21 protein-coding genes are annotated in these 17,469 nt (G+C 71.3%); 10 read left to right on the forward strand and 11 right to left on the reverse strand.

Going from position 1 to position 17,469, the window contains the following annotated elements; genetic code table 11:
• Positions 1 to 106: 106 nt before the first annotated feature.
• A complete protein-coding gene (locus AB0O24_RS12215) occupies positions 107 to 568 on the reverse strand; it encodes a GNAT family N-acetyltransferase (protein ID WP_363375202.1) in 462 nt (153 codons plus the stop codon).
• A gap of 89 nt (positions 569 to 657) precedes the next feature.
• On the opposite strand from AB0O24_RS12215, the gene AB0O24_RS12220 reads away from it, so the two are divergent.
• Positions 658 to 1,587 carry a helix-turn-helix domain-containing protein gene (locus AB0O24_RS12220; protein WP_363375205.1) on the forward strand — a complete coding sequence of 310 codons (930 nt, stop codon included), beginning with the start codon at positions 658 to 660 and terminating at the stop codon, positions 1,585 to 1,587.
• 5 nt (positions 1,588 to 1,592) lie between these two features.
• On the opposite strand, the gene AB0O24_RS12225 is transcribed toward AB0O24_RS12220, so the two are convergent.
• A complete protein-coding gene (locus AB0O24_RS12225; protein ID WP_307385384.1) occupies positions 1,593 to 1,853 on the reverse strand; it encodes a hypothetical protein in 261 nt (86 codons plus the stop codon).
• 135 nt (positions 1,854 to 1,988) lie between these two features.
• Here AB0O24_RS12225 and AB0O24_RS12230 point away from each other — a divergent pair, with 135 nt between their 5' ends.
• The gene (locus AB0O24_RS12230; RefSeq protein ID WP_193751287.1) at positions 1,989 to 2,147 is read left to right on the forward strand and encodes a hypothetical protein; all 159 of its coding nucleotides are present in this window, start codon (positions 1,989 to 1,991) and stop codon (positions 2,145 to 2,147) included.
• 56 nt (positions 2,148 to 2,203) lie between these two features.
• Here AB0O24_RS12230 and AB0O24_RS12235 read toward each other — a convergent pair whose 3' ends face one another.
• On the reverse strand, positions 2,204 to 3,208 hold the full coding sequence (locus AB0O24_RS12235) for a DUF1731 domain-containing protein (RefSeq protein ID WP_275801429.1): 1,005 nt from the start codon (positions 3,206 to 3,208) through the stop codon (positions 2,204 to 2,206).
• A 70-nt stretch (positions 3,209 to 3,278) separates the two neighbouring features.
• Here AB0O24_RS12235 and AB0O24_RS12240 point away from each other — a divergent pair, with 70 nt between their 5' ends.
• The 3 genes from AB0O24_RS12240 to AB0O24_RS12250 all read left to right on the forward strand — a co-directional run bounded on the left by AB0O24_RS12240 (position 3,279) and on the right by AB0O24_RS12250 (position 6,594).
• Positions 3,279 to 4,070, forward strand: coding sequence for a hypothetical protein (locus AB0O24_RS12240; protein ID WP_363375208.1), 792 nt, complete (start codon positions 3,279 to 3,281; stop codon positions 4,068 to 4,070).
• A 42-nt stretch (positions 4,071 to 4,112) separates the two neighbouring features.
• Positions 4,113 to 4,727: a hypothetical protein gene (locus tag AB0O24_RS12245; protein ID WP_363375210.1), complete on the forward strand. Its 615-nt coding sequence runs from the start codon at positions 4,113 to 4,115 to the stop codon at positions 4,725 to 4,727.
• Between the two features lie 370 nt (positions 4,728 to 5,097).
• Positions 5,098 to 6,594, forward strand: coding sequence for a PepSY domain-containing protein (locus tag AB0O24_RS12250; protein WP_363375213.1), 1,497 nt, complete (start codon positions 5,098 to 5,100; stop codon positions 6,592 to 6,594).
• A 37-nt stretch (positions 6,595 to 6,631) separates the two neighbouring features.
• Here the strand turns inward: AB0O24_RS12250 and AB0O24_RS12255 are convergent, their stop codons facing one another.
• Complete coding sequence (locus AB0O24_RS12255) at positions 6,632 to 7,063, reverse strand: hypothetical protein (protein WP_363375216.1); 432 nt, start codon at positions 7,061 to 7,063, stop codon at positions 6,632 to 6,634.
• Positions 7,064 to 7,213: 150 nt separating this feature from the next.
• Here AB0O24_RS12255 and AB0O24_RS12260 point away from each other — a divergent pair, with 150 nt between their 5' ends.
• Positions 7,214 to 8,206, forward strand: coding sequence for an aldo/keto reductase (locus AB0O24_RS12260; protein WP_363375219.1), 993 nt, complete (start codon positions 7,214 to 7,216; stop codon positions 8,204 to 8,206).
• 65 nt (positions 8,207 to 8,271) lie between these two features.
• Here AB0O24_RS12260 and AB0O24_RS12265 read toward each other — a convergent pair whose 3' ends face one another.
• The 3 genes from AB0O24_RS12265 to AB0O24_RS12275 all read right to left on the reverse strand — a co-directional run bounded on the left by AB0O24_RS12265 (position 8,272) and on the right by AB0O24_RS12275 (position 10,706).
• On the reverse strand, positions 8,272 to 8,724 hold the full coding sequence (locus tag AB0O24_RS12265) for an SRPBCC family protein (protein ID WP_058629416.1): 453 nt from the start codon (positions 8,722 to 8,724) through the stop codon (positions 8,272 to 8,274).
• Positions 8,725 to 9,123: 399 nt separating this feature from the next.
• Positions 9,124 to 10,314, reverse strand: a complete 1,191-nt coding sequence (locus AB0O24_RS12270; RefSeq protein WP_275796004.1) for an FAD-dependent oxidoreductase — start codon at positions 10,312 to 10,314, stop codon at positions 9,124 to 9,126.
• A gap of 65 nt (positions 10,315 to 10,379) precedes the next feature.
• The gene (locus AB0O24_RS12275; protein ID WP_363375337.1) at positions 10,380 to 10,706 is read right to left on the reverse strand and encodes an ATP-dependent DNA ligase; all 327 of its coding nucleotides are present in this window, start codon (positions 10,704 to 10,706) and stop codon (positions 10,380 to 10,382) included.
• A 248-nt stretch (positions 10,707 to 10,954) separates the two neighbouring features.
• Between AB0O24_RS12275 and AB0O24_RS12280 the strand changes: the two genes are divergently transcribed.
• A complete protein-coding gene (locus AB0O24_RS12280) occupies positions 10,955 to 11,317 on the forward strand; it encodes a sugar ABC transporter ATPase (protein WP_363375223.1) in 363 nt (120 codons plus the stop codon).
• Positions 11,318 to 11,429: 112 nt separating this feature from the next.
• On the opposite strand, the gene AB0O24_RS12285 is transcribed toward AB0O24_RS12280, so the two are convergent.
• The 4 genes from AB0O24_RS12285 to AB0O24_RS12300 form a co-directional block, all read right to left on the reverse strand.
• Positions 11,430 to 12,410 (reverse strand): glycosyltransferase family 2 protein, encoded by a 981-nt coding sequence (locus AB0O24_RS12285; protein WP_363375226.1) that lies wholly within the window; start codon positions 12,408 to 12,410, stop codon positions 11,430 to 11,432.
• Between the two features lie 3 nt (positions 12,411 to 12,413).
• Entirely contained in the window at positions 12,414 to 12,614 is a 201-nt protein-coding gene (locus AB0O24_RS12290; protein ID WP_307385398.1) for a CDGSH iron-sulfur domain-containing protein, read from the reverse strand.
• Positions 12,611 to 13,582 (reverse strand): iron-containing redox enzyme family protein, encoded by a 972-nt coding sequence (locus AB0O24_RS12295; RefSeq protein ID WP_275796006.1) that lies wholly within the window; start codon positions 13,580 to 13,582, stop codon positions 12,611 to 12,613. Before AB0O24_RS12295 ends, AB0O24_RS12290 begins: the two co-directional genes overlap by 4 nt.
• Positions 13,583 to 13,884: 302 nt before the next feature.
• Positions 13,885 to 14,340 (reverse strand): Hsp20/alpha crystallin family protein, encoded by a 456-nt coding sequence (locus AB0O24_RS12300; protein WP_058615312.1) that lies wholly within the window; start codon positions 14,338 to 14,340, stop codon positions 13,885 to 13,887.
• 233 nt (positions 14,341 to 14,573) lie between these two features.
• Here AB0O24_RS12300 and AB0O24_RS12305 point away from each other — a divergent pair, with 233 nt between their 5' ends.
• From AB0O24_RS12305 to AB0O24_RS12315, 3 genes are all read left to right on the forward strand, one after another.
• On the forward strand, positions 14,574 to 15,455 hold the full coding sequence (locus AB0O24_RS12305) for a manganese catalase family protein (protein WP_363375229.1): 882 nt from the start codon (positions 14,574 to 14,576) through the stop codon (positions 15,453 to 15,455).
• Positions 15,452 to 16,018 carry a DUF2231 domain-containing protein gene (locus tag AB0O24_RS12310; RefSeq protein WP_363375232.1) on the forward strand — a complete coding sequence of 189 codons (567 nt, stop codon included), beginning with the start codon at positions 15,452 to 15,454 and terminating at the stop codon, positions 16,016 to 16,018. Before AB0O24_RS12305 ends, AB0O24_RS12310 begins: the two co-directional genes overlap by 4 nt.
• A gap of 510 nt (positions 16,019 to 16,528) precedes the next feature.
• Positions 16,529 to 17,356, forward strand: a complete 828-nt coding sequence (locus tag AB0O24_RS12315; protein WP_275800596.1) for a UbiA family prenyltransferase — start codon at positions 16,529 to 16,531, stop codon at positions 17,354 to 17,356.
• Positions 17,357 to 17,469 lie beyond the last annotated feature (113 nt).

Consider the following 17,469-nt stretch of genomic DNA (forward strand, 5'->3'; position numbering starts at 1 on the left):
AGCCTCCGGTCCCTTCGACGAGCTCAGGGACCTGTGGTGGGGAGGTGGTTGAGCTTGTCGAAGCCTCCGGTCCCTTCGACGAGCTCAGGGACCTGGGCGGCCCCGGTCAGATGAGCCGCTTCCGGTAGAAGATCTCGCCGTCGGCCGTCTCCTCGGTGCGGTGATACCCCTCGCGCTCGTACAGGCACTGATTCGCCTCGCTGAGGCCGCCCGTGAAGAGCTCGGCCTCACTCGCGCCGGCCTCACGCCCGCGTTCCTCGACGGCACCGAGCAAGAGCGTCCCGAGTCCCTCGCCCTGCTGGTCGGGCGCGATCGCGAGACGCCCGATCAGGAGCAGGTCGCCGTCCCGCCGCGCGCGTACGGCACCGACGATGCGGTGATCCGACACCGCGACGCAGCCGAGGTTCTCGACGAGCTCGGCGCGGAGTTCCTCCAACGTCTGGGTCAGCGGCGGCATGTCGGGGTCGCCGTAGATGAGCGCCTCGCTCGCGAAGGCCGCGCGCTGGATCGTGAGCACCTCTCCGGCGTCGTCGGGAGTGATGGGGCGGATACGGGGGCTGGCGGTCATGATCGCTTTCCGGGGGAGAGGTGAACAAAAAGGGCGGAGATGACAACGGTCCGGGGTCACGGGGTTAACTACGATGGCTGTGGCCACCAATGAACGACTTCTTCGATACCCGCGTCCGCACCGACGACGTCGCCGACACGCTGGCGTGGCTGCAGGCTCAGTACGGGCACGTCGACGTCCAGGCCGATGACGCGTCGTTCGCCGAGCACGCGATCGGGGATGGGGCGTTCTCGTTGCGCTACCTCGACTGGGACTGTCGTGCCGAAGTCATCTACGAGGCCGATCGCTTCTTCGTGGCGACCTCCACGCCCGGATACGCCTGGAGCATCGGATCGGATGCCGGGGAGTACAGCGTCGAGCCGGGAATCGTGCAACCGGGCCAGGAGTTGACAGGCCGCCCGCAATCGACGAGGCTGCAGCTCGCCGCCTTCGATGCTGCCCGGCTCACCGAGACGGCGCGCATGATCTACGGCGATGAGATGCTCACCGTCCGGTTCGAGGGGACGGCACCCGTCTCGCGCCGGATGCGCGAGTACTGGCTGGCCACCCTGTGTTGGTCGCTGACCCAGACGCCGTTGATGGCGGAACCGCTCGTACGTGCCCACGTGTACCGTTCCCTCGCCGCCGCCACCCTCGAGGCGTTCGCCCTCGTGGGCGATCCGCGTGAGCGGCGCGCTTCGGCGATCGAGCAGGCGGCGATATACGCCTCGGCGACCGCATGGCTGGACGATCACGCTTCGCTGCCCATCACGATCGACGACGCCGCCGCCGCGGTGGGGGCCTCGACCGAGGGGCTGCGGCGCGCCTTCGCGGCGAATGGCCAGCTGGCGCCGACCCCCGAGGCGTACCTCGCCGCGGCGCGTATCAGCGCCGCCCACGCCGATCTCGTCGCGTCCGACGCCGCGGTCACCACGGTCGCCCAGGTCGCAGCCCGCTGGGGCTTCACCGTTCCGGGGCGCTTCGCCCAGGCGTACCGCGAGGCCTACCGCGTGGATCCACAGGTGGTCCTCGATCGCTGAACCGTTCAGCGGTCGCGGTCGGTGTACTCGCCGGGGTTCTCGAGGTCCTCGCGGTCCTCTTTCCCCGACGGAAGCTCGACATCGGTGTAGGCGCCGGCTTCGTCGGCTCGTGGCCGCGATTCGGTACCGTCCGCATTCTCCCGATCGACGTACTCGCCGGGCAGATCGGAACTGCCGTGGTCGCGCTCGCGGCCGGGGAGTTGCACGTCGGTGTACTCGCCTTCGTCGGGTCCGGTTCCACGGCCTGTGGTGTCGCGTTCGCTCATCGTTGGGTCTCCCGCCGTCGTGATGCTCTCGACCGTAGACCCGACTCCGCGAGGCCGCCCGGCCTTGACACGACGGCCTATCGGCCTCGTGTCAAGGGCGGTCGCCCGAGGGGGTCGGCGGGACAGAGTGGAGATATGCCAGCTCTCGCCATCATCCTCATCATCGTCGGACTCGTCCTGCTGTTCCTCGGCGTCTTCGTCGAGGCCGTGAAGTTCCTCCTGTGGATCGGGATCATCATCCTCATCGTGGGTGTGATCGCGGCCCTCATGCGCTTCATCCGTCGAAACGCCTGACCGACTCGTCCGCCCGCCCGATCTGCTCGGGCGGGCGCTTCGTCACGCGCCGTCCGTCACGCCGAGAAGAGGTCGCGTGCGCGCGGGCGATGCACCGAGGCCACGGCATCCAGAGCCGGACCCAGCTCCGGATGCCGGAAGCGGAAGCCGGCCTCGGTGAGGACGCGCGGCACGGCCCACCGGCTCTTCAGCACCAGCTCGGGTTCGTTGCGCAGCACCGCCATCGCGGGGTCGAGCATCCACCGGTAGGCGCTGAGGCCGATCCTCCGCCCCGCGACGCGCCGGATCTCGCGCATGAGCGTGCGGTTGTCGCTGACGCCGGGCGCCGCCAGGTTGACCGGTCCCTCGAGATCGTCGCGATCGCGGAGGAACCGGACGGATGCCACCACGTCGTCGATGTGGATCCAGCTGAAGCGCTGGCGGCCCGACGTCCGGTGCCAGTTCGACCAGACCGGCCCGGTCGGATGCGCGCCGATCCCTCGGTAGCGGCGGTGCGGGAACCACCAGCTGTCGATCTGCGCTCCGCCGAGTCCGAGGCGCCCGAGCGCGAACAGCATGCGTGTCGCCGGTCCGTCACCGAGGACGATCGCCATGCGCAGCGCGATGCGGCGGGTCGCGGGGAGGTCGCCGTCGAAGAACGTCTGCTCCCACGAGGTCGCCACGTCGACCGAGAATCCGTCGCCGATGACCCCGTCGCGTTCGTCGTTCCCCCGCTCCGTCTCGTGGCGGTAGATCGTGGCGGTGGACGCGTTGAACCACACGCGGGGCGGACGGGCTGCCGTGCGCACCGCGCGGTGCAACGCCCTCGTCGTCTCGACCCGTGAACGCAGGATCTCGTCGCGTGCCGCGTCGGTGTACCGGCACGACACGATCTTGCCCGCGAGGTTGATGAGCACGTCCGCGCCGTCGACGAGGCGATCGATGGCCGGTTGGTCTCCCCAGGTCGCGGTGCCCGTCCGGCCGATCGTGTCGAGGTCGTATCCCTCGTCACGGAACGCGGATGCCAGAGCTCGGCCGACGAAACCACTCGCTCCGGCGATGACGACACGGGGTCGGGGCACGGCATCCTCCTGGGTCGGACTCAGCCTAGGGGGCGTACCGCCCGTGTCCGCTGTCGACAGAATGAGACGCATGGCGAAACCGCTCGATGTGGCCCCCCTCCTGCAATTGCGCGACGGGTACGGCGATCGCGAGGAGTCCGAGGCCGTGCGTCTGTTCGCCGAGGCGAACGGCGCGCAGTTCTGGCCCCTCGTCCTCGACCAACCGTTGCCGGGTGTGGTCTTCCGCGACGCCGCCGGCCGTCCGCGTCAGATGCAGGGTGCGGGCCGGATCGTGCGGTTCCCGGGCGACCCCGAGATCGAGATCGCCAACTCCGCGTTCCAGTACGCGATCGAGCTCAACGTCATGAGCTCGGCGTGGGGATACGCCGCCGTCCGTCTGTCGCGCCCCGCGCCGGCCCTCCTCGTCGAGACGGCGAGCGCGCGGGCGATCCGGCTCCTGCCGTCGACGCCGACCGCCGTGGTGACGCTCACGCTCGGGAACGGTACCGAGGTTCACGTCGATACTCGGGCGGTGGACTGGGCCCGTGGCATCCTGCGTCCTGACATCCTCGAGCTCCTCGACGACGCCGAGCTGCCGTTCGACCTCGAGATCGTCGAGGGCTGGCTGTTTCTCTACAGTCCGCGGCAACTCGCCGTGGGGGACCCGCGCGTGTGGCGGCGGGCGCTGGGCGTCGTGGCGGCCGTCCGCGAGGCCGTCGAGGAGGCGGACGGCACCGATGCCATGGCATCCGGGGCTCCTCCGGTGCTGCCGATGAAGGACCGGCCGTGGAAAGGCGGAGGACGGAGGGCTCTCGTGCTCTACGGCTCCGTGGCCGCCGTCGTGGCGCTCCTGGGCGTCGGGATCGCGCTGTTCGCGCGGTGATGGCGGCGGTCGGCCCCGCGCCCGCCTGACACAATGGCTGTCATGCGACGGCAGGAACGAGGAACGCGCGTCGTGCGCGGAGCCGTGGCTGCCGCGGTGGCGACGTTCATCGCTCTGCTCTCGCACGTGACCGCCGGGGGAGCCCTGCCCGGCGCGGTGGGCATCCTCGTCCCTCTCGCGCTGTCGTTCGTCGCGTGCACGGTGCTCGCCGGTCGTCGCCTCTCGGCTTTACGTCTGGGCTTTGCGGTCGGCATCAGCCAGGTGCTGTTCCACACGCTCTTCGTCCTCGGCAGCTTCGGTCCGGGAGCCTCCGCCGGTCACGTCCACGGAGGAACAGACGCGGTGCCCGCCCTCGGTGCGGATGCCGTGATGATGACGATGGCTCCGGATGCCACGATGTGGGGCTGGCACGTCGTCGTCGCCGCCGCGTTGACCACCGCCGCCCTGCACCGCGGCGAGCGGACCGTCGCGCACCTGCGCGAGCTCGCCCTCCGCCTGGCCGGCTGGCTGCGCGCGCGGGTGCACATCCTCACCGTCGCGCCCGGGCCGGTTCCGGCGCGTCGCGTCCTCGCCGAGATCGTCGCCGACGTGCGATCCGTCTCGGTCCTGCTGGCCGCGAGCTCTCGGCGACGCGGCCCGCCCCTCGGCGCACACTGACGCCCGCCCCGCGTGATCCGTCGCGGGGCGTTCGGTCGTCGGCATCCGGTGTCTGACGCTCCTCAGCGCTCGGCACCCGCCGCGACCGGCCCGTCGTGCACGCGCACGGCGGGGATTCGCGTCCTCAGGGACGCCCGTGTCCGTCGTGCCGTACGGTCGCCCGTGCGCGTGGGCAGCGCTGTGCGCTGAACCCGCGCCGTCGCGGCGCGCTCGGCATCGCCGAAAGAGAGAACCCCATGATCCGCCTCCGCGCCGTCGCGGCCGTCCCGGCATCCGCCCACGACGAGTTGTTGTCCCATCCATCCGGAGAGGGGGTCTCGCGATGACGCCTCACCGACCCGGTGGTCTTTCCGCCTCGGGCGGCGCACCCGTGTCAGGCGCCTCCCCCTCCCCGGCGAGTGCCCAAGAAACCCGGAACGCCGGGGCCGCGGGCCCGGGTGTTCTGGACACCCAACCTGGTCGCGGCGCCGGAGGCGCGGCATCCGGTGCCGTCCGCAAGGGATGGTTCACGGCGTTGCTGCGGAGGGTGCACTTCTTCGCGGGGATCCTCGTGGGGCCGTTCATCCTCGTCGCGGCGGTGAGCGGCGGGCTGTACGCCCTCACACCCACGATCGAGAAGATGGTGTACTCCCACGAGCTCACCGCGACCTCGACCCTGGTTGGGATGCCGTTGGCCGACCAGATCGAGGCCGCCGAAGCCTACGTCGGTTCCGGTGCCTCGCCCGTCGCCGTGCGACCCGCGCCCGAGCCCGGCGCCACCACACGCGTGATGTTCACCGATGAGACGCTGCCCGAGAGCACCACGCGAGCGATCTTCGTCGACCCCGCCACGGCCGAGATCCGCGGCAATCTCCCCGTCTACGGCACGAGCGGCGCGCTCCCGGTGCGTCACTGGATCAGCGATCTGCACCGATCGCTGCACCTCGGCGCCCCGGGCCGCTGGTACAGCGAGCTCGCGGCATCCTGGCTCGGAATCGTCGCGCTCGCGGGACTCGGACTGTGGATCGGGCGCTTCGTACGCAGCCGCCGCGGGCGCCGCGATCTGCTCCGCCCCAACCGGTCGCACCGCGGGTACCGTCGCCTGTCGGGCTGGCACTCGGCGGTCGGGATCTGGGTCGTCCTCGGGGCGATATTCCTCTCGGCCACCGGGATCACATGGTCGACCTTCGCGGGCGCGAACGTGACGGACCTGCGCGCGGCGATCGGCGGGGGAACGCCCGCTCTTGACACCTCGCTGCACGGTGCCGCCGACGCCGGCGGGGACCACGCGGAGCACCTGGGCGCCATGCCCACTGCGCCGACGGGGGCTGCGGACTCCACGACGTTCGATGCGGTGCTGGCGACCGCGGAGCGCATCAACGTCGACACCGGCGACGTCGAGATCCGCCCACCGAGCGTCCCGGGCACCGCGTGGGTCGTGCAGGAGGTCCACCGGAGCTTTCCGACCGAGGTGGATGCCGTGGCGATCGACGGCACGACCATGCAGGTCGTCGATCGCGTCGACTTCGCGGACTTCCCGCTGCTCGCGAAGCTCTCGCGGTGGGGCATCGATCTGCACATGGGCACGATGTTCGGTCTGGTGAACCAACTCGCCCTGTTCGCCCTCGCGGCCGCGATCACGACCCTCGTCGTGCTCGGATACGCGATGTGGTGGAAGCGTCGGCCGACGCGCGGATTCGCCGCCGCTCCCGCGCGGGGCGCTCTTCGTGGGGCTCCCTGGTGGGGCGTCGGGGCTGTTCTCGTCGGCGCCGTGCTCATCGGACTGGTGCTTCCGCTGGTCGGCTACCCGCTCGCCGCCTTCGTGGTGCTTGACGTGCTGCTCGGGTGGCGCGCGCGGCGGGCGGGGCTCCGGCCATCCGACGGGTGACCACGCCCGCCTCGGAGCCCGCCTCGGACCCCGCCGGTCAGGCGTCGTCGGGATCCGGGAGGTTCTGGGCGATGCGGCTCGAGGCAGCGGAGTCGCGGCCCACGCCGGGCTGATACTTCGCGATCGGATCGTCGCCGTCGACGTGCGGCTCCGGATCCGTGCCGTTCACGGGCTCCTCGGCCGTCGTGTCCTCATGGTGGCGCGAGGTCGAGCCGCTGTCACCGCGGGCGTCGTCGGTGCCGCGCTCCATACCGCCGTCGGCCGCGCGCGTTCCGACCCCGGGCAGGTCGTTCTGGCTCGACACGTTCTGCACGCGCGCGTCGTCGTCGGGGTCGATCTCGGTCGCGGCGACCGCGCCGCTGTCGGCTCCGGCGCCGCCCGCGGGTACGTCGGCGGCGAGACCGTCGGAGTCGGCGACGGTGTCATCGTGATCGGCACCGGGGAGATTCTCGGGGGTGGGGGTGCTCATGGTCGATCCTTCCGTGGGGCGTGCGGCCACGTTAGGTGCGGGGTCCGACATCGGCGCCGGGGTTGACGTGCATCGCCAGAGTGCTGGCATCCCCGGCCCCGATGTCGGGAGCGCTGGCTAGGCTCGAGAACAGCGTCGAAAGGACACCCCATGCAGCAGCGCCCCCTCTCCCGCACCGGCCGCGAGGTCTCGGCGATCGGTCTCGGCACCTGGCAACTCGGTGCCGACTGGGGAGACGTCAGCGAAGACGATGCGCGGGCCGTGCTGGCGGCCTCGGCCGAGGCCGGCGTCACGCTCTTCGACACCGCCGACGTCTACGGCGACGGCCGGTCCGAGCAGATCATCGGGAGTTTCCTGAAGAGCCGGGATGCCGACGACATCACCGTCGCCACCAAGATGGGTCGCCGCGAAGACCAGGTGCCCGAGAACTACGTGATGGAGATTTTCCGCGGCTGGCTCGACCGTTCGCGCCGCCTGCTCGACACCGAGACCCTCGACCTCGTGCAGCTCCACTGCCCGCCGTCGGCGGTGATCGACGACGACGCCACGTGGGAGGCCCTCGACCAGCTCGTGTCCGAAGGGGTTATCGCGGCGTACGGCGCCTCGGTCGAGACGATGGACCAGGCGTTGTCGGCCCTGACCCGCCCGAACCTCACCAACCTGCAGATCATCTTCAACCCGTTCCGTCTCAAGCCCCTCGACGAGGTGCTGCCGCTCGCGGCCGAGAAGAACGTCGCCGTGTTCGCGCGCGTGCCGCTGGCGAGTGGGCTGCTGTCGGGCAAGTATTCGCGATCCACGACCTTCGCCGAGAACGACCACCGCTCGTACAACCGCAACGGTGAGGCGTTCGACAAGGGCGAGACGTTCTCGGGTGTCCCGTTCGACGAGGGCGTTGCCGCGGCCGACGAGCTCAAGGCATCCCTCCCCGAAGGCGTGACGCTGCCCGCGGCGACGCTCGCGTGGATCGCGTCGCGCGAGGGTGTCACGTCGGTGATCCCGGGCGCACGCTCGGTGTCGCAGGCTACGGCGAACGCGCAGGCCGCCCAGCTGCTCGAGGGCGGCTTCGACCTCGACTCGTTCGACGCCCTCGTCCGCGACGTGTATGACCGCCGACTGCGCGCCGAGATCCACCCGCAGTGGTGACCCGCGCATGACGAAAGCCGGGCCCGCTCGTGAAGGCGGGCCCGGCTTGTCGTTCAGGGGACGCGTCAGCTGACGTCGCCGCGCCAGGCGCCGGACTCGGCACCGCGCGACTCGATGTACTCCTTGAAGTTCTCGAGGTCCTTCTTCACCGAGTGGTCGTCGGCGCCGAAGACCGCGCCGAGCTTCTCGAGCACGCCCGTCGGCGCCCAGTCGATCTGAACCGTGACACGCGTCTCGTCGTCCGACAGGCGGTGGAAGGTCACGACGCCGGCGTGGTTCTCGTCTCCGCCGATGCTGTTCCACGCGACCCGCTCGTCGGGGTGCTGCTCGGTGATCTCGGCGTCGAACTCGCGCTCGGCCCCGGCGATCTTCACCTTCCAGTGCGTGAGGGTGTCGCTCTTCTGCGTGATGGACTCCACGAAGCTCATGAAGTGCGGGAACTCCTCGAACTGCGTCCACTGGTTGTACGCGACGCGGACGGGAACGTTGACGTCGATGGTTTCGATGACCTGTGCCATGGTGTCCTCTTTCGTGTGGTTGCCGGGGCTGTTCCAGTCTTCGGCCGTCGTGGCCGACGTGCCCCCGGGGTTGAGGGATCGGCACGGATGACCTATACGCGCGGGCGCCGTGGCGACAGTGCGCGGGCGCCGCGGCGGCGGAGGCGTTCGGGCGCGGCGGCGGAGGCGTTCGGGCGCGGCCGCGATGGCGTGGGGGCCGCGTCATAAACGCGATTCGCGCGCAGAAACGCGAGCAGAGCGCGTTTATGGTCGCGGATCGCGTTTATGCGTGCGCCTCGGGCGCCGGGTCGGCACGCCTGGGTGTCGCGCGTGCGTGCGGCGCGCGTGTCGTTTCGGCGCTGCGCGGTCGCGCGTGCGAACGCCCCGACGCGCCGGGGCGGAACCGCCGGGAGCCCCGCGTCAGGCACGCCCCCGCAGGATCAGGTGCCAGTACACCCAGGGCAGCACCCGGCGGTCGGCGATCCAGGACAGGTAACGCTCCCGGTACAGCGAGCGCCAGAACGGGATCGTCGGCTGCAGCCGGCCCCACCGGTCGAACTCCGCGAACACGACCGTGCCGCGCGACACCGTGAACGGCACCACGCTGTACCCGTTGTACTTCTGGGTGGGCGCGCGTCCCTCCAGAACGGCGCGCAGGTTCTTCACGAGCGCCTTGGCCTGCTGGCGGATCGCTCCTCCCGAGCGCCGGGTGGCGACCGCCGCCGCGTCGCCGACGGCCCAGATCTCGGGATGCCGCGAGTGCTGCAGCGTCTCGGGATCGACGTCGACGAACCCGTGCGGATCATCGGATGCCGCGAGTCCACTGCCCGCGATCCACTCGGGCGCCCGCTGAGGAGGCACGGCGTGCAGCACGTCGTACTCCAGCGTCTCCTCCGCGTCGCCGCGGCCGATCGTGAGCGTGCGGGTCTCGGCATCCACGGATCGAAGGTCACGGCTGTAGCGCACCTCGATGCCGTACTCGTCGAGTTTGCGCCGCAGCTCGCGATCGATCGCCGGGATGCCGAAGGGCACGGGGTCGGGACACACGAAGACGACGCGGATGTCGTCGCGGACGCCGATCGCGCGCCACCAGTCGCACGCAAGGTACATGGGCTTCTGCGCGGCCGCGCCGCACGAGGCCGGCTCGGGCGGTTGCGTGAACACCACGGTCCCCGACCGGAGATCGCGCAGGACCGCGGAGGCCTTCGCGGCCAGCGCGTAGTCGTAGTTCGAGATGCCGGAGTCGGCGGCCATCGCCTCGGGCAGGCCGGGGACCTGTTCCCACGCCATGCGCATCCCGGCGCAGACCACGAGCTGGTCGTAATCGACTCGCCCGCCCGAGACGAGGTGGACTCGCCGGGTGTCGGCATCCACCGTGAAGACCTCGTCGCGCAGCCACCGCACCCCCGGAGGGATGACGTCGGCCTGGGGCCGCGCGGCCTCCGAGGCGCGGGCAGCCCCGCCGGCGATGTGCGACTGCAGGGGAGCGAAGACGTGGAGCGTCCGCGGTTCGATGACCGTGATGTCGGCCAGACCGGCGCGGTGCAGGCGCCCGGCGACCGACAGTCCGGCGTTGCCGCCGCCGACCACGACTATGCGGGGATTCGTCATGCCCTCACGCAACGTCATGTCGTGGACCCGCGCCAGCGCCTTGACAGCCGTGGTGGGTGACGCGCTTACGCGAAGGTGGCGGCGGGGAGGCTGTCGTCCGCGGGTTCCGGCACGACGTACAGACCGGTGGGGGAGTTCGCCGTCGACATCAGCGCTTCGAGCCACGCGCGGTTCACCGCCGGCGGACGTCCGCCGTTGAACTTGAACACGAGGTTCGCTCGGGGGTGGAGCCACACCGCGGTGCGCCCGCCGCCCGTGCTGATGTCGTCCTTCCACACGAAGTAGAACGGCTCACCCCGCCGCAGCTTGTTGCCGATCACGACCTGGAGGTGCGCCAGGAGGCGGTCCTCGAACTCGTTGCGAACGCCGCTCTCGTAGATGAACTTGCCCACGTATCCCTCTCCGCGGGCCATCCCGCTGCTGTGTCCGTGTCATCGAAGCCGCTCGCGAGCTCCACGAGGCCCGGCGCGCGCCGAAGGACGGCCGCTTTGCGTACGAGTTCCCGCACTTTCGCGTCGTCGGGTGGGCCGGCCTAGGTAGTTTTCCCCGTAGTCCTCGTCCTGCCCGTGGCGCTGTCAAGGGGCGGGGCGGTGCGCGTCGCCCGCGATGGGATGAAGGGGTTCAAACGAAAGGACCTCTCATGAGCGACGCCTCGATCGACCCGTCCACCCCCGACGTCCCCGTCACCGACTCCGACGGCGGTCTCTCGGGTGCCCAGCCCCTGCGCGACGGCGACACCTCCATCGAGCCCGACCCCGCGCTCGACCCCGCGCAGGCCGAGTGGGATGCCACGACGGCCGTCGATGCCGGTGTCGACCCCGAGGACATCAACCCCGCGACGGCCACCGGTGCCGACCCGGCCGAGATCCCCGCGGACGACAGCGACATCCCGCTCGAGGACATCCACCCGGAGTCGACCGGAACCGACTCGCAGGGTGAAGACCCCGGCATCGTCGAGCTCGGTGAGGAAGGCCAGGGCGACCTCGCTCCCGAAGACCTCTGACGAGCCCGCTTCGCCCCCGGTTCCTGCGGCGGGGCGGCGCGGGGCGAAACTCCTGAGTTTCTTTTGGGTCCGTGGGGAGGAGCCCCCGTACCCGGCCGCTGTGCCGCGTTTCTCAGGAGTTTCGCTCGCGCCGGGGGCGGGCCGCGGCGTCGGTCATCCGGAGACGCAGCGTCCGCAACGGTGTCGCCGCCAGCCGGAGGCGTGCGCCGGCGTAAGGCATGCCGCCGCGGAGCCGGAGTCCGACGGCCGCCCAGCTGCAGAGGCCGCGCTCGATGGCCCAGACCGGCACCCACAGCGCCGCGGACCGTGGGTAGACGGCCTCACCGCCCGCGCGACGGCGGCCGAGTTCCCCGAACCCGATCACCGCGAGGGTGAGGAAGGCCAGGATGCCGCGCCGCCGACGCAGGCGCCACACGACGGGGATGATCGCCAGCTCGGCCATGAGCCGCACCGGCTGGGCATGACTGTCGTACGCCTGGCGGACGCGCTGCGACCAGAACCGGCGCGCGGACGGAGGTCGTCGGGGCACGAAAAGGTCGCGCCGCGCGCGTACTCGCCCTCCGCCTGCGCGCACGGTGCGCTCCATCTCGCAGTTCTCGAACAGGGCGTCGGGGTCGTATCCGCGGGGCAGGGCGGACCGGCGGAGCCCATACGTCCCGGGGTAGTCGGCTCCGAGGGCGCGGTTCACCAGCGACCGCGCCGTGTCCCAACGGGCGTGCCAGGGGCACGGGACGAAGACGTTCTGCGGCTTGACCAGGTCGGCATCCTGAAGCTCCGTCACGAGGGCCGCGAGGGTGTCGGGCGTGTGGCGCACGTCGTCATCGGCGAGGACGACGATCTCGTGGCGCGCGAGGGCAAGACCACTCAGCACGCCGCGCACCTTGCCGTTCGCCCCGCTCTCGACGGCGGGCGGCACGTGGCGCACGTGCCCTCCCCACGCGCGGGCGTGCGCGCGGAAGAACGCCGGCGCGGAACCGTCGACCACGGTCACGTCGATCCACCGCGACAGGTCGCGCAGATAGGCGGTCAGCTCGTCGAGGTCGCGGTCGTCGTGCCACCGCAGCGGCAGCACGTACTCGGCGTCGACGCGCACGGCTCAGTCGTCGGTGCGGAACCCGGATGCCTTGTGGGTGCCGTCGCAGTAGGGCTTGATCGTCGACAGGCCGCAGCGGCAGAGCGCCACCGTGCGCCGGGTTCGGGCGACGGGCTCGCCCTCGCTCGTGCGGATCTCGGCGTCCCCGCGGACGAGGAGCGGACCGTCGGGGTAGGCGGTGATGGTGACGGGGTCGTCGCTCATCGTGCATCCTCTTCACGCAACGACGATTCGCCCCGCGACCAGGCGTCGAGCATGTGCCGGCCCACCCGCGCATCGACCTCGAGGCACACCGCCGCGCCGAACAGGATGTCGGCGAGCAGGTCGGGGCGGTCTTCGGCGAGGGCGCCGGCCAGGTCGTGTCCGGCGATCTGTTCGTGCACCGCATCCGCTTCGACGTGCTCGTCGAAGTACTCGCAGACGTCGTCGTCGAACCCGAGCCGACGTAGCCCCTCGGCGTAGAGACGGTTGGGGATGGACGAGGTCATCTCGAACGCGGCGAGATGCCCGACGATCGCGCCCAGCAGGCGCCGATTGAGGCCGAACATCGACATGGCGTTGTGCGATGCGAGGGTCACGGCTGGCACCTCGTCGATGTACGCTCCGTACTCGGCATCCAGGCCTGCGGCGCGGACCGCGCGGGCGAAGAGGGTCGCGTGCACGCGGTCCGGGCGGCCGCCGCCGTACTCGTCGGACTGGATCTCGACGAGCGCCGCCTTCGGGCGCCCGGTCAACCGCGGGATCGCCCACGAATGCGGGTCCGCTTCCCGGAGCGTGTAGATCGTGCGCTGGACGAGGAACTCGCGCGCCTGGTCGAGGGTCGCCTTCCGAGCGAGGTGGCGCGACAGGCTCGGGCCGGTGTCGGCGCCGGTCATCGTGAAGAGCGCGCGGGCCACGGCATCCGCTGTCGCCGCCGGAAGCGCGGGAACCTCGACGCTTCGCCGCAGCGAGAGATCGAAAGCCGTCTCGATCACGCGGCGCGTGGCGATGAGGCTCGGGTTCCACTCCAGGTCGTCGCGGAAGGCGGGGATGGATCCGTACGACGACGCGTACAGCGCGAACAGGGCCAGCTGCAGATCCTCGTCGCGTTCGATGTCGACGGATGCCGCGACGGCGGCGTCGGCGAGAGCCGTGTGGGCCGTGACGGCACCGTGGACGAGGTGGTCGAGCACGGCGGCGCTGACCGGGCCGCGCGGACGGAAGGGCAGGGCGGGCGCGACGGCGCGATCGTCCGGGGGGCTCAGGGGGGAGGGGATGGTGACAGACACCTCGGCACTCTGCGGCGGTCAGCGCGCTGCGCCGAGGGCCTTGACACCGAGCGCGGGCACGACCGGCCGTGCCCTCCGCGCACGCGGCGTTCGCCCCGCGCGCACGGCGGGGCGCGCCCGTCGCCTACCTTCACGGTTGCGCCCATGCACCGCGCGCAGACGGCGAGGGGGCCGGCCCCGGAAGGCCGGCCCCCTCGTGGTGCGACTCACTGCTCGATGAGCTGCGGGGTGCTCTCGTGCGCTTCGATGACGCCGTCGTGGTCGTCGGTCGAGACGGCGATGCGGCGCGGCTTCGCCTTCTCGCTGACCGGGATCGTGACGCTGAGCACGCCGTTGCGGTACGACGCGCTGATGTTGTCGGTGTCGATGCCCTGGCCGAGGTTGAGCTGCCGCACGAACGAGGCCGTCTCGCGCTCGCGGGTGATCCACTTCACGCCTTCGCCCGAGGAGAGCGTGCGTTCGGCGCGGATCGTGAGCAGCTGACCGTCGACGTCGATGTCGACCGATCCCGGGTCGACGCCCGGGAGGTCGGCGGCGAGGACGTAGTGGTCACCATCGCGGTAGAGGTCCATCGGCATCCGTCGCGGTCCGCCGCCGCGGCGAGCGTCGAGAAGGGTCGACGCGAGGCGGTCGAGGTCGCGGAAGGGGTCGTAGGTGGCCATGTCGATACTCCTTTTCGATCTGTCCGTTGAAGTTGAGTCGTGTTCGCTCAACTGCGACCAGATTAGCACTCTCGGGGTGAGAGTGCCAAGACCTCGGGTGCGCGATTGTCACGCACTCCGTGGCCGACGACAACCCCCGTGCCGAACCCGTCGAGCGACCCGTTTCGTAGCCCCCAACGCGCCACCCCGGTCGACCGACCGACCATCCCCCCACGGCGCGGTGAGGAGAGACGATGTACTTCCACCGGCAAGAGCTCCAGCACTCCGCGACCCCCGAGAAGCCCGACGCGGTCTACGCCCGCAAGCTCCAGGAGGTGCTGGGCGGGCAGTACGGCGAGATCTCGGTCGCGATGCAGTACCAGTTCCAGGCGTGGAACATGCACATGCCCGGCAAGTACCGCGACCTCGTGTTCGGCATCGGCGCCGAGGAGATGGGCCACGTCGAGATGCTCGCGATCATGATCGCCCAGCTGCTCGAGAAGGCCCCGCTCGGCATCACCGAGGAGGCCGTGCAGAACGATCCCACGGTCGCCGCGGTCATCGGCGGCACCGACATCCAGCACGGGATCGTCGCCGGTGCCGGTGCGCGCCCGGTCGATTCGAACGGCAACCCGTGGCAGGGCAGCTTCATCACCGCGAGCGGCAACCTCCTCGCCGACTTCACCGCCAACGCGAACGCCGAGATGCAGGGGCGCGTGCAGGTCGCGCGGCTCTACCACCAGACCGATGACCACGGCGTGAAGGACCTGCTCGCGTTCCTGCTCGCACGCGACACCATGCACCAGAACCAGTGGGCAGCGGCCGCCGCCGAACTGCAGGCCGAGGGGCTCGAGAAGCTCCCGGTGCCGAGCAACTTCCCCCTCGACAAGGAGGATCGCGACGTGTCGTACCAGTACATCAATTTCAGCGACGGGAAGCAGGCCGGAGACGGTACCTGGGCCTCGGGCCCGACCCCCGACGGCAAGGGCGAGTTCACCTACCTGCCGGAGCCGCCCGCGGGCGTGCCGATGCCCCCGCCCACCAAGCCCGACGTGCGCTTCTACGGCACCACCGAGCTGCCGAACACGGTCGAGAAGCTCGTCGGTCGCGCCCAGGACGCGCTGCACAAGGAATGAGCGGGACGGATGCCGCGGCGCCGGGGCCCTCGACGGTCTCGGCGCCGCGGAGCGGAGCGAGCTTCCCCGCGATGCGCGCGGCCAAGGTTCCCCGGGCGATCGTCGCGGGACCCTACGGGCACCCGTTCCACCCCGTGGCGGTGACCATCCCCATCGGGGCGTGGTCGTCGAGCCTGGTGTTCGATCTGCTCGGGCTCGCCGCCGACGACCCTCGGGCTTTCGCGACGGGCTCGCGCTGGCTCATCGGGATCGGTCTCGGGGGAGCGGGCGTCGCGTCGGTGCTCGGGCTGCTCGACCTGTCGCGGATCCCTCCCGGGACCCCCGCTCGCCGGACCGCGCTCGCGCACCTGGTGCTCAACGTCACCGCCATGGTGCTGTTCTCGCTCGGTCTGCTCGTGCGTCTGCTCGACCTCGGACGCGTGCCGGTCGTCGCCTTCGCTCTGAGCGCGGTGGCCTCTCTCGGTCTCGGCGTCTCCGGCTGGCTCGGCGGCAAGCTCGCCTACCGCTGGGGCGTCCGCGTCGCCGACGAGAACACGCAGCGTGAGGGCTTCGAATCCGCCTGAGGGTCGCGTCGTCTCGGTTTCGGAACCCGGATGCCATGGCATCCGGGTTCCGTCGTTCCCCCGTCGCGGTCGTGCCGGGACGTGTGCCGTCGGGCGGAGTTCGTCGGCGACACGCCGGGTGGGGGTGTGGGGTGGCGGCGTGTCGGGGAGGGGCTCCGCACGACGGTACGCGGGGACGGGTGGCCGGGGAGGCCTGTGGCCGTGTCGCGGCTGTGCCGGACGTGTGCCGTCGCGCGGAGTTCGTGAGCGGCACGCCGGGGGAGCGGTCTCGGGATCGGCGTGTCGGGCGAGAACTCCGCGCGACGGCACGGGTGGCCGGGAGACCTCGTGGATGACGAAAGTGGCAGGACGTGTACCGTCGCGCGGACCTCGGCGGCGACACGCCGGCGCCGCGGGCTCGGGACCGGCGCGCCGCGCCCCGACTCCGCGCGACGGCACGGCGCGCCGGGTGAAAACTCCGCACGACGGCACGCCGCGCCGACCGCCCTCGCCGCACGATAGCGTCGACGAATGACGGATGCCGCGGCGAAGCCGCACCTCGTGCGGGCCCTCTGGGGCGCGACCCATCCCGGTCCCACGCTCGTGGTCACCGTCCTCTCCCTCGCGCTCGGGATCGCGGCGGGCGTCGAGCCGGCGCGGCTCGCGCTGCTCGTGGTGGCCGTCTTCGCGGGTCAGGTCTCGGTGGGGCTCTCCAACGACGCGATCGACGGGGCGCGTGACGCGGCCGTCGGCCGCACCGACAAGCCCATCGCCGGGGGAGCGGTCACCCCGGAGCGTGCGCTCGCGGTGGCCGTGGCATCCGCGATCCTCGCCGTGGGACTCTCGGTGCCGCTGGGCCCGGGGCTCGTCGCGGCGCACGCCATCGCGCTCGGCTCGGCCTGGGCCTACAACGCCGGGCTGAAGTCGACGCCGTTCTCGATCGCGCCCTTCGTGCTGAGCTTCGGGCTCTTCCCCTCGTTCGCGACGCTGTCGACCGTCCCTCCGGCGCTCGCGGCGCCCTGGGCGTCCGTCGCCGGGGCGGCGCTCGGAGCAGCCGTCCACCTCACCAACGTCGTGCGCGACCTCGACGACGACCGCCGCACCGGGGTGCGGGGACTCCCGCACCGTCTCGGGGCGCGCGCCTCGGTGGTCCTGGCCGCGTGCGGGATCCTCGCCGGCGCGATCGCGGTGCTTCGGGGCACGGATGCCACGGCCCTGGGCCTCGTCTTCTTCGTGGCGGTGGCGGCGGTCGCGGTCGCCGCGGTGGTCATGGTGTTCGTGCGATCGCCGGGGCGGGCGGTGTTCCAGCTGACGATGCTGGCGGCGCTGCTGCTCGCCGCGCAGCTCGTCGTGGCGTGACGCGCGCGGGCCGCTGGGCAACGGCCCGGTGGCTTCGACGGGCTCAGCCACCTGTGTTGCGGGGGTGGGGGCGGGGTCCGGTGGCTTCGACGGGCTCAGCCACCTGTGCTGGG

Source organism: Microbacterium sp. NPDC086615, assembly GCF_040686055.1.
In the GTDB taxonomy this organism is placed as follows: domain Bacteria; phylum Actinomycetota; class Actinomycetes; order Actinomycetales; family Microbacteriaceae; genus Microbacterium.

Bases quoted from the DNA above. Each gene is read 5' to 3' on its own strand.
- AB0O24_RS12240 (WP_363375208.1), top strand. From the start codon at position 3,279: ATGGCGAAACCGCTCGATGTGGCCCCCCTCCTGCAATTGCGCGACGGG.
- AB0O24_RS12265 (WP_058629416.1), bottom strand. From the start codon at position 8,724: ATGGCACAGGTCATCGAAACCATCGACGTCAACGTTCCCGTCCGCGTC.
- AB0O24_RS12315 (WP_275800596.1), top strand. From the start codon at position 16,529: ATGACGGATGCCGCGGCGAAGCCGCACCTCGTGCGGGCCCTCTGGGGC.
- AB0O24_RS12305 (WP_363375229.1), top strand. From the start codon at position 14,574: ATGTACTTCCACCGGCAAGAGCTCCAGCACTCCGCGACCCCCGAGAAG.
- AB0O24_RS12300 (WP_058615312.1), bottom strand. From the start codon at position 14,340: ATGGCCACCTACGACCCCTTCCGCGACCTCGACCGCCTCGCGTCGACC.
- AB0O24_RS12225 (WP_307385384.1), bottom strand. From the start codon at position 1,853: ATGAGCGAACGCGACACCACAGGCCGTGGAACCGGACCCGACGAAGGC.
- AB0O24_RS12270 (WP_275796004.1), bottom strand. From the start codon at position 10,314: ATGACGAATCCCCGCATAGTCGTGGTCGGCGGCGGCAACGCCGGACTG.
- AB0O24_RS12280 (WP_363375223.1), top strand. From the start codon at position 10,955: ATGAGCGACGCCTCGATCGACCCGTCCACCCCCGACGTCCCCGTCACC.
- AB0O24_RS12220 (WP_363375205.1), top strand. From the start codon at position 658: ATGAACGACTTCTTCGATACCCGCGTCCGCACCGACGACGTCGCCGAC.
- AB0O24_RS12260 (WP_363375219.1), top strand. From the start codon at position 7,214: ATGCAGCAGCGCCCCCTCTCCCGCACCGGCCGCGAGGTCTCGGCGATC.
- AB0O24_RS12255 (WP_363375216.1), bottom strand. From the start codon at position 7,063: ATGAGCACCCCCACCCCCGAGAATCTCCCCGGTGCCGATCACGATGAC.
- AB0O24_RS12310 (WP_363375232.1), top strand. From the start codon at position 15,452: ATGAGCGGGACGGATGCCGCGGCGCCGGGGCCCTCGACGGTCTCGGCG.
- AB0O24_RS12290 (WP_307385398.1), bottom strand. From the start codon at position 12,614: ATGAGCGACGACCCCGTCACCATCACCGCCTACCCCGACGGTCCGCTC.
- AB0O24_RS12215 (WP_363375202.1), bottom strand. From the start codon at position 568: ATGACCGCCAGCCCCCGTATCCGCCCCATCACTCCCGACGACGCCGGA.
- AB0O24_RS12245 (WP_363375210.1), top strand. From the start codon at position 4,113: ATGCGACGGCAGGAACGAGGAACGCGCGTCGTGCGCGGAGCCGTGGCT.
- AB0O24_RS12230 (WP_193751287.1), top strand. From the start codon at position 1,989: ATGCCAGCTCTCGCCATCATCCTCATCATCGTCGGACTCGTCCTGCTG.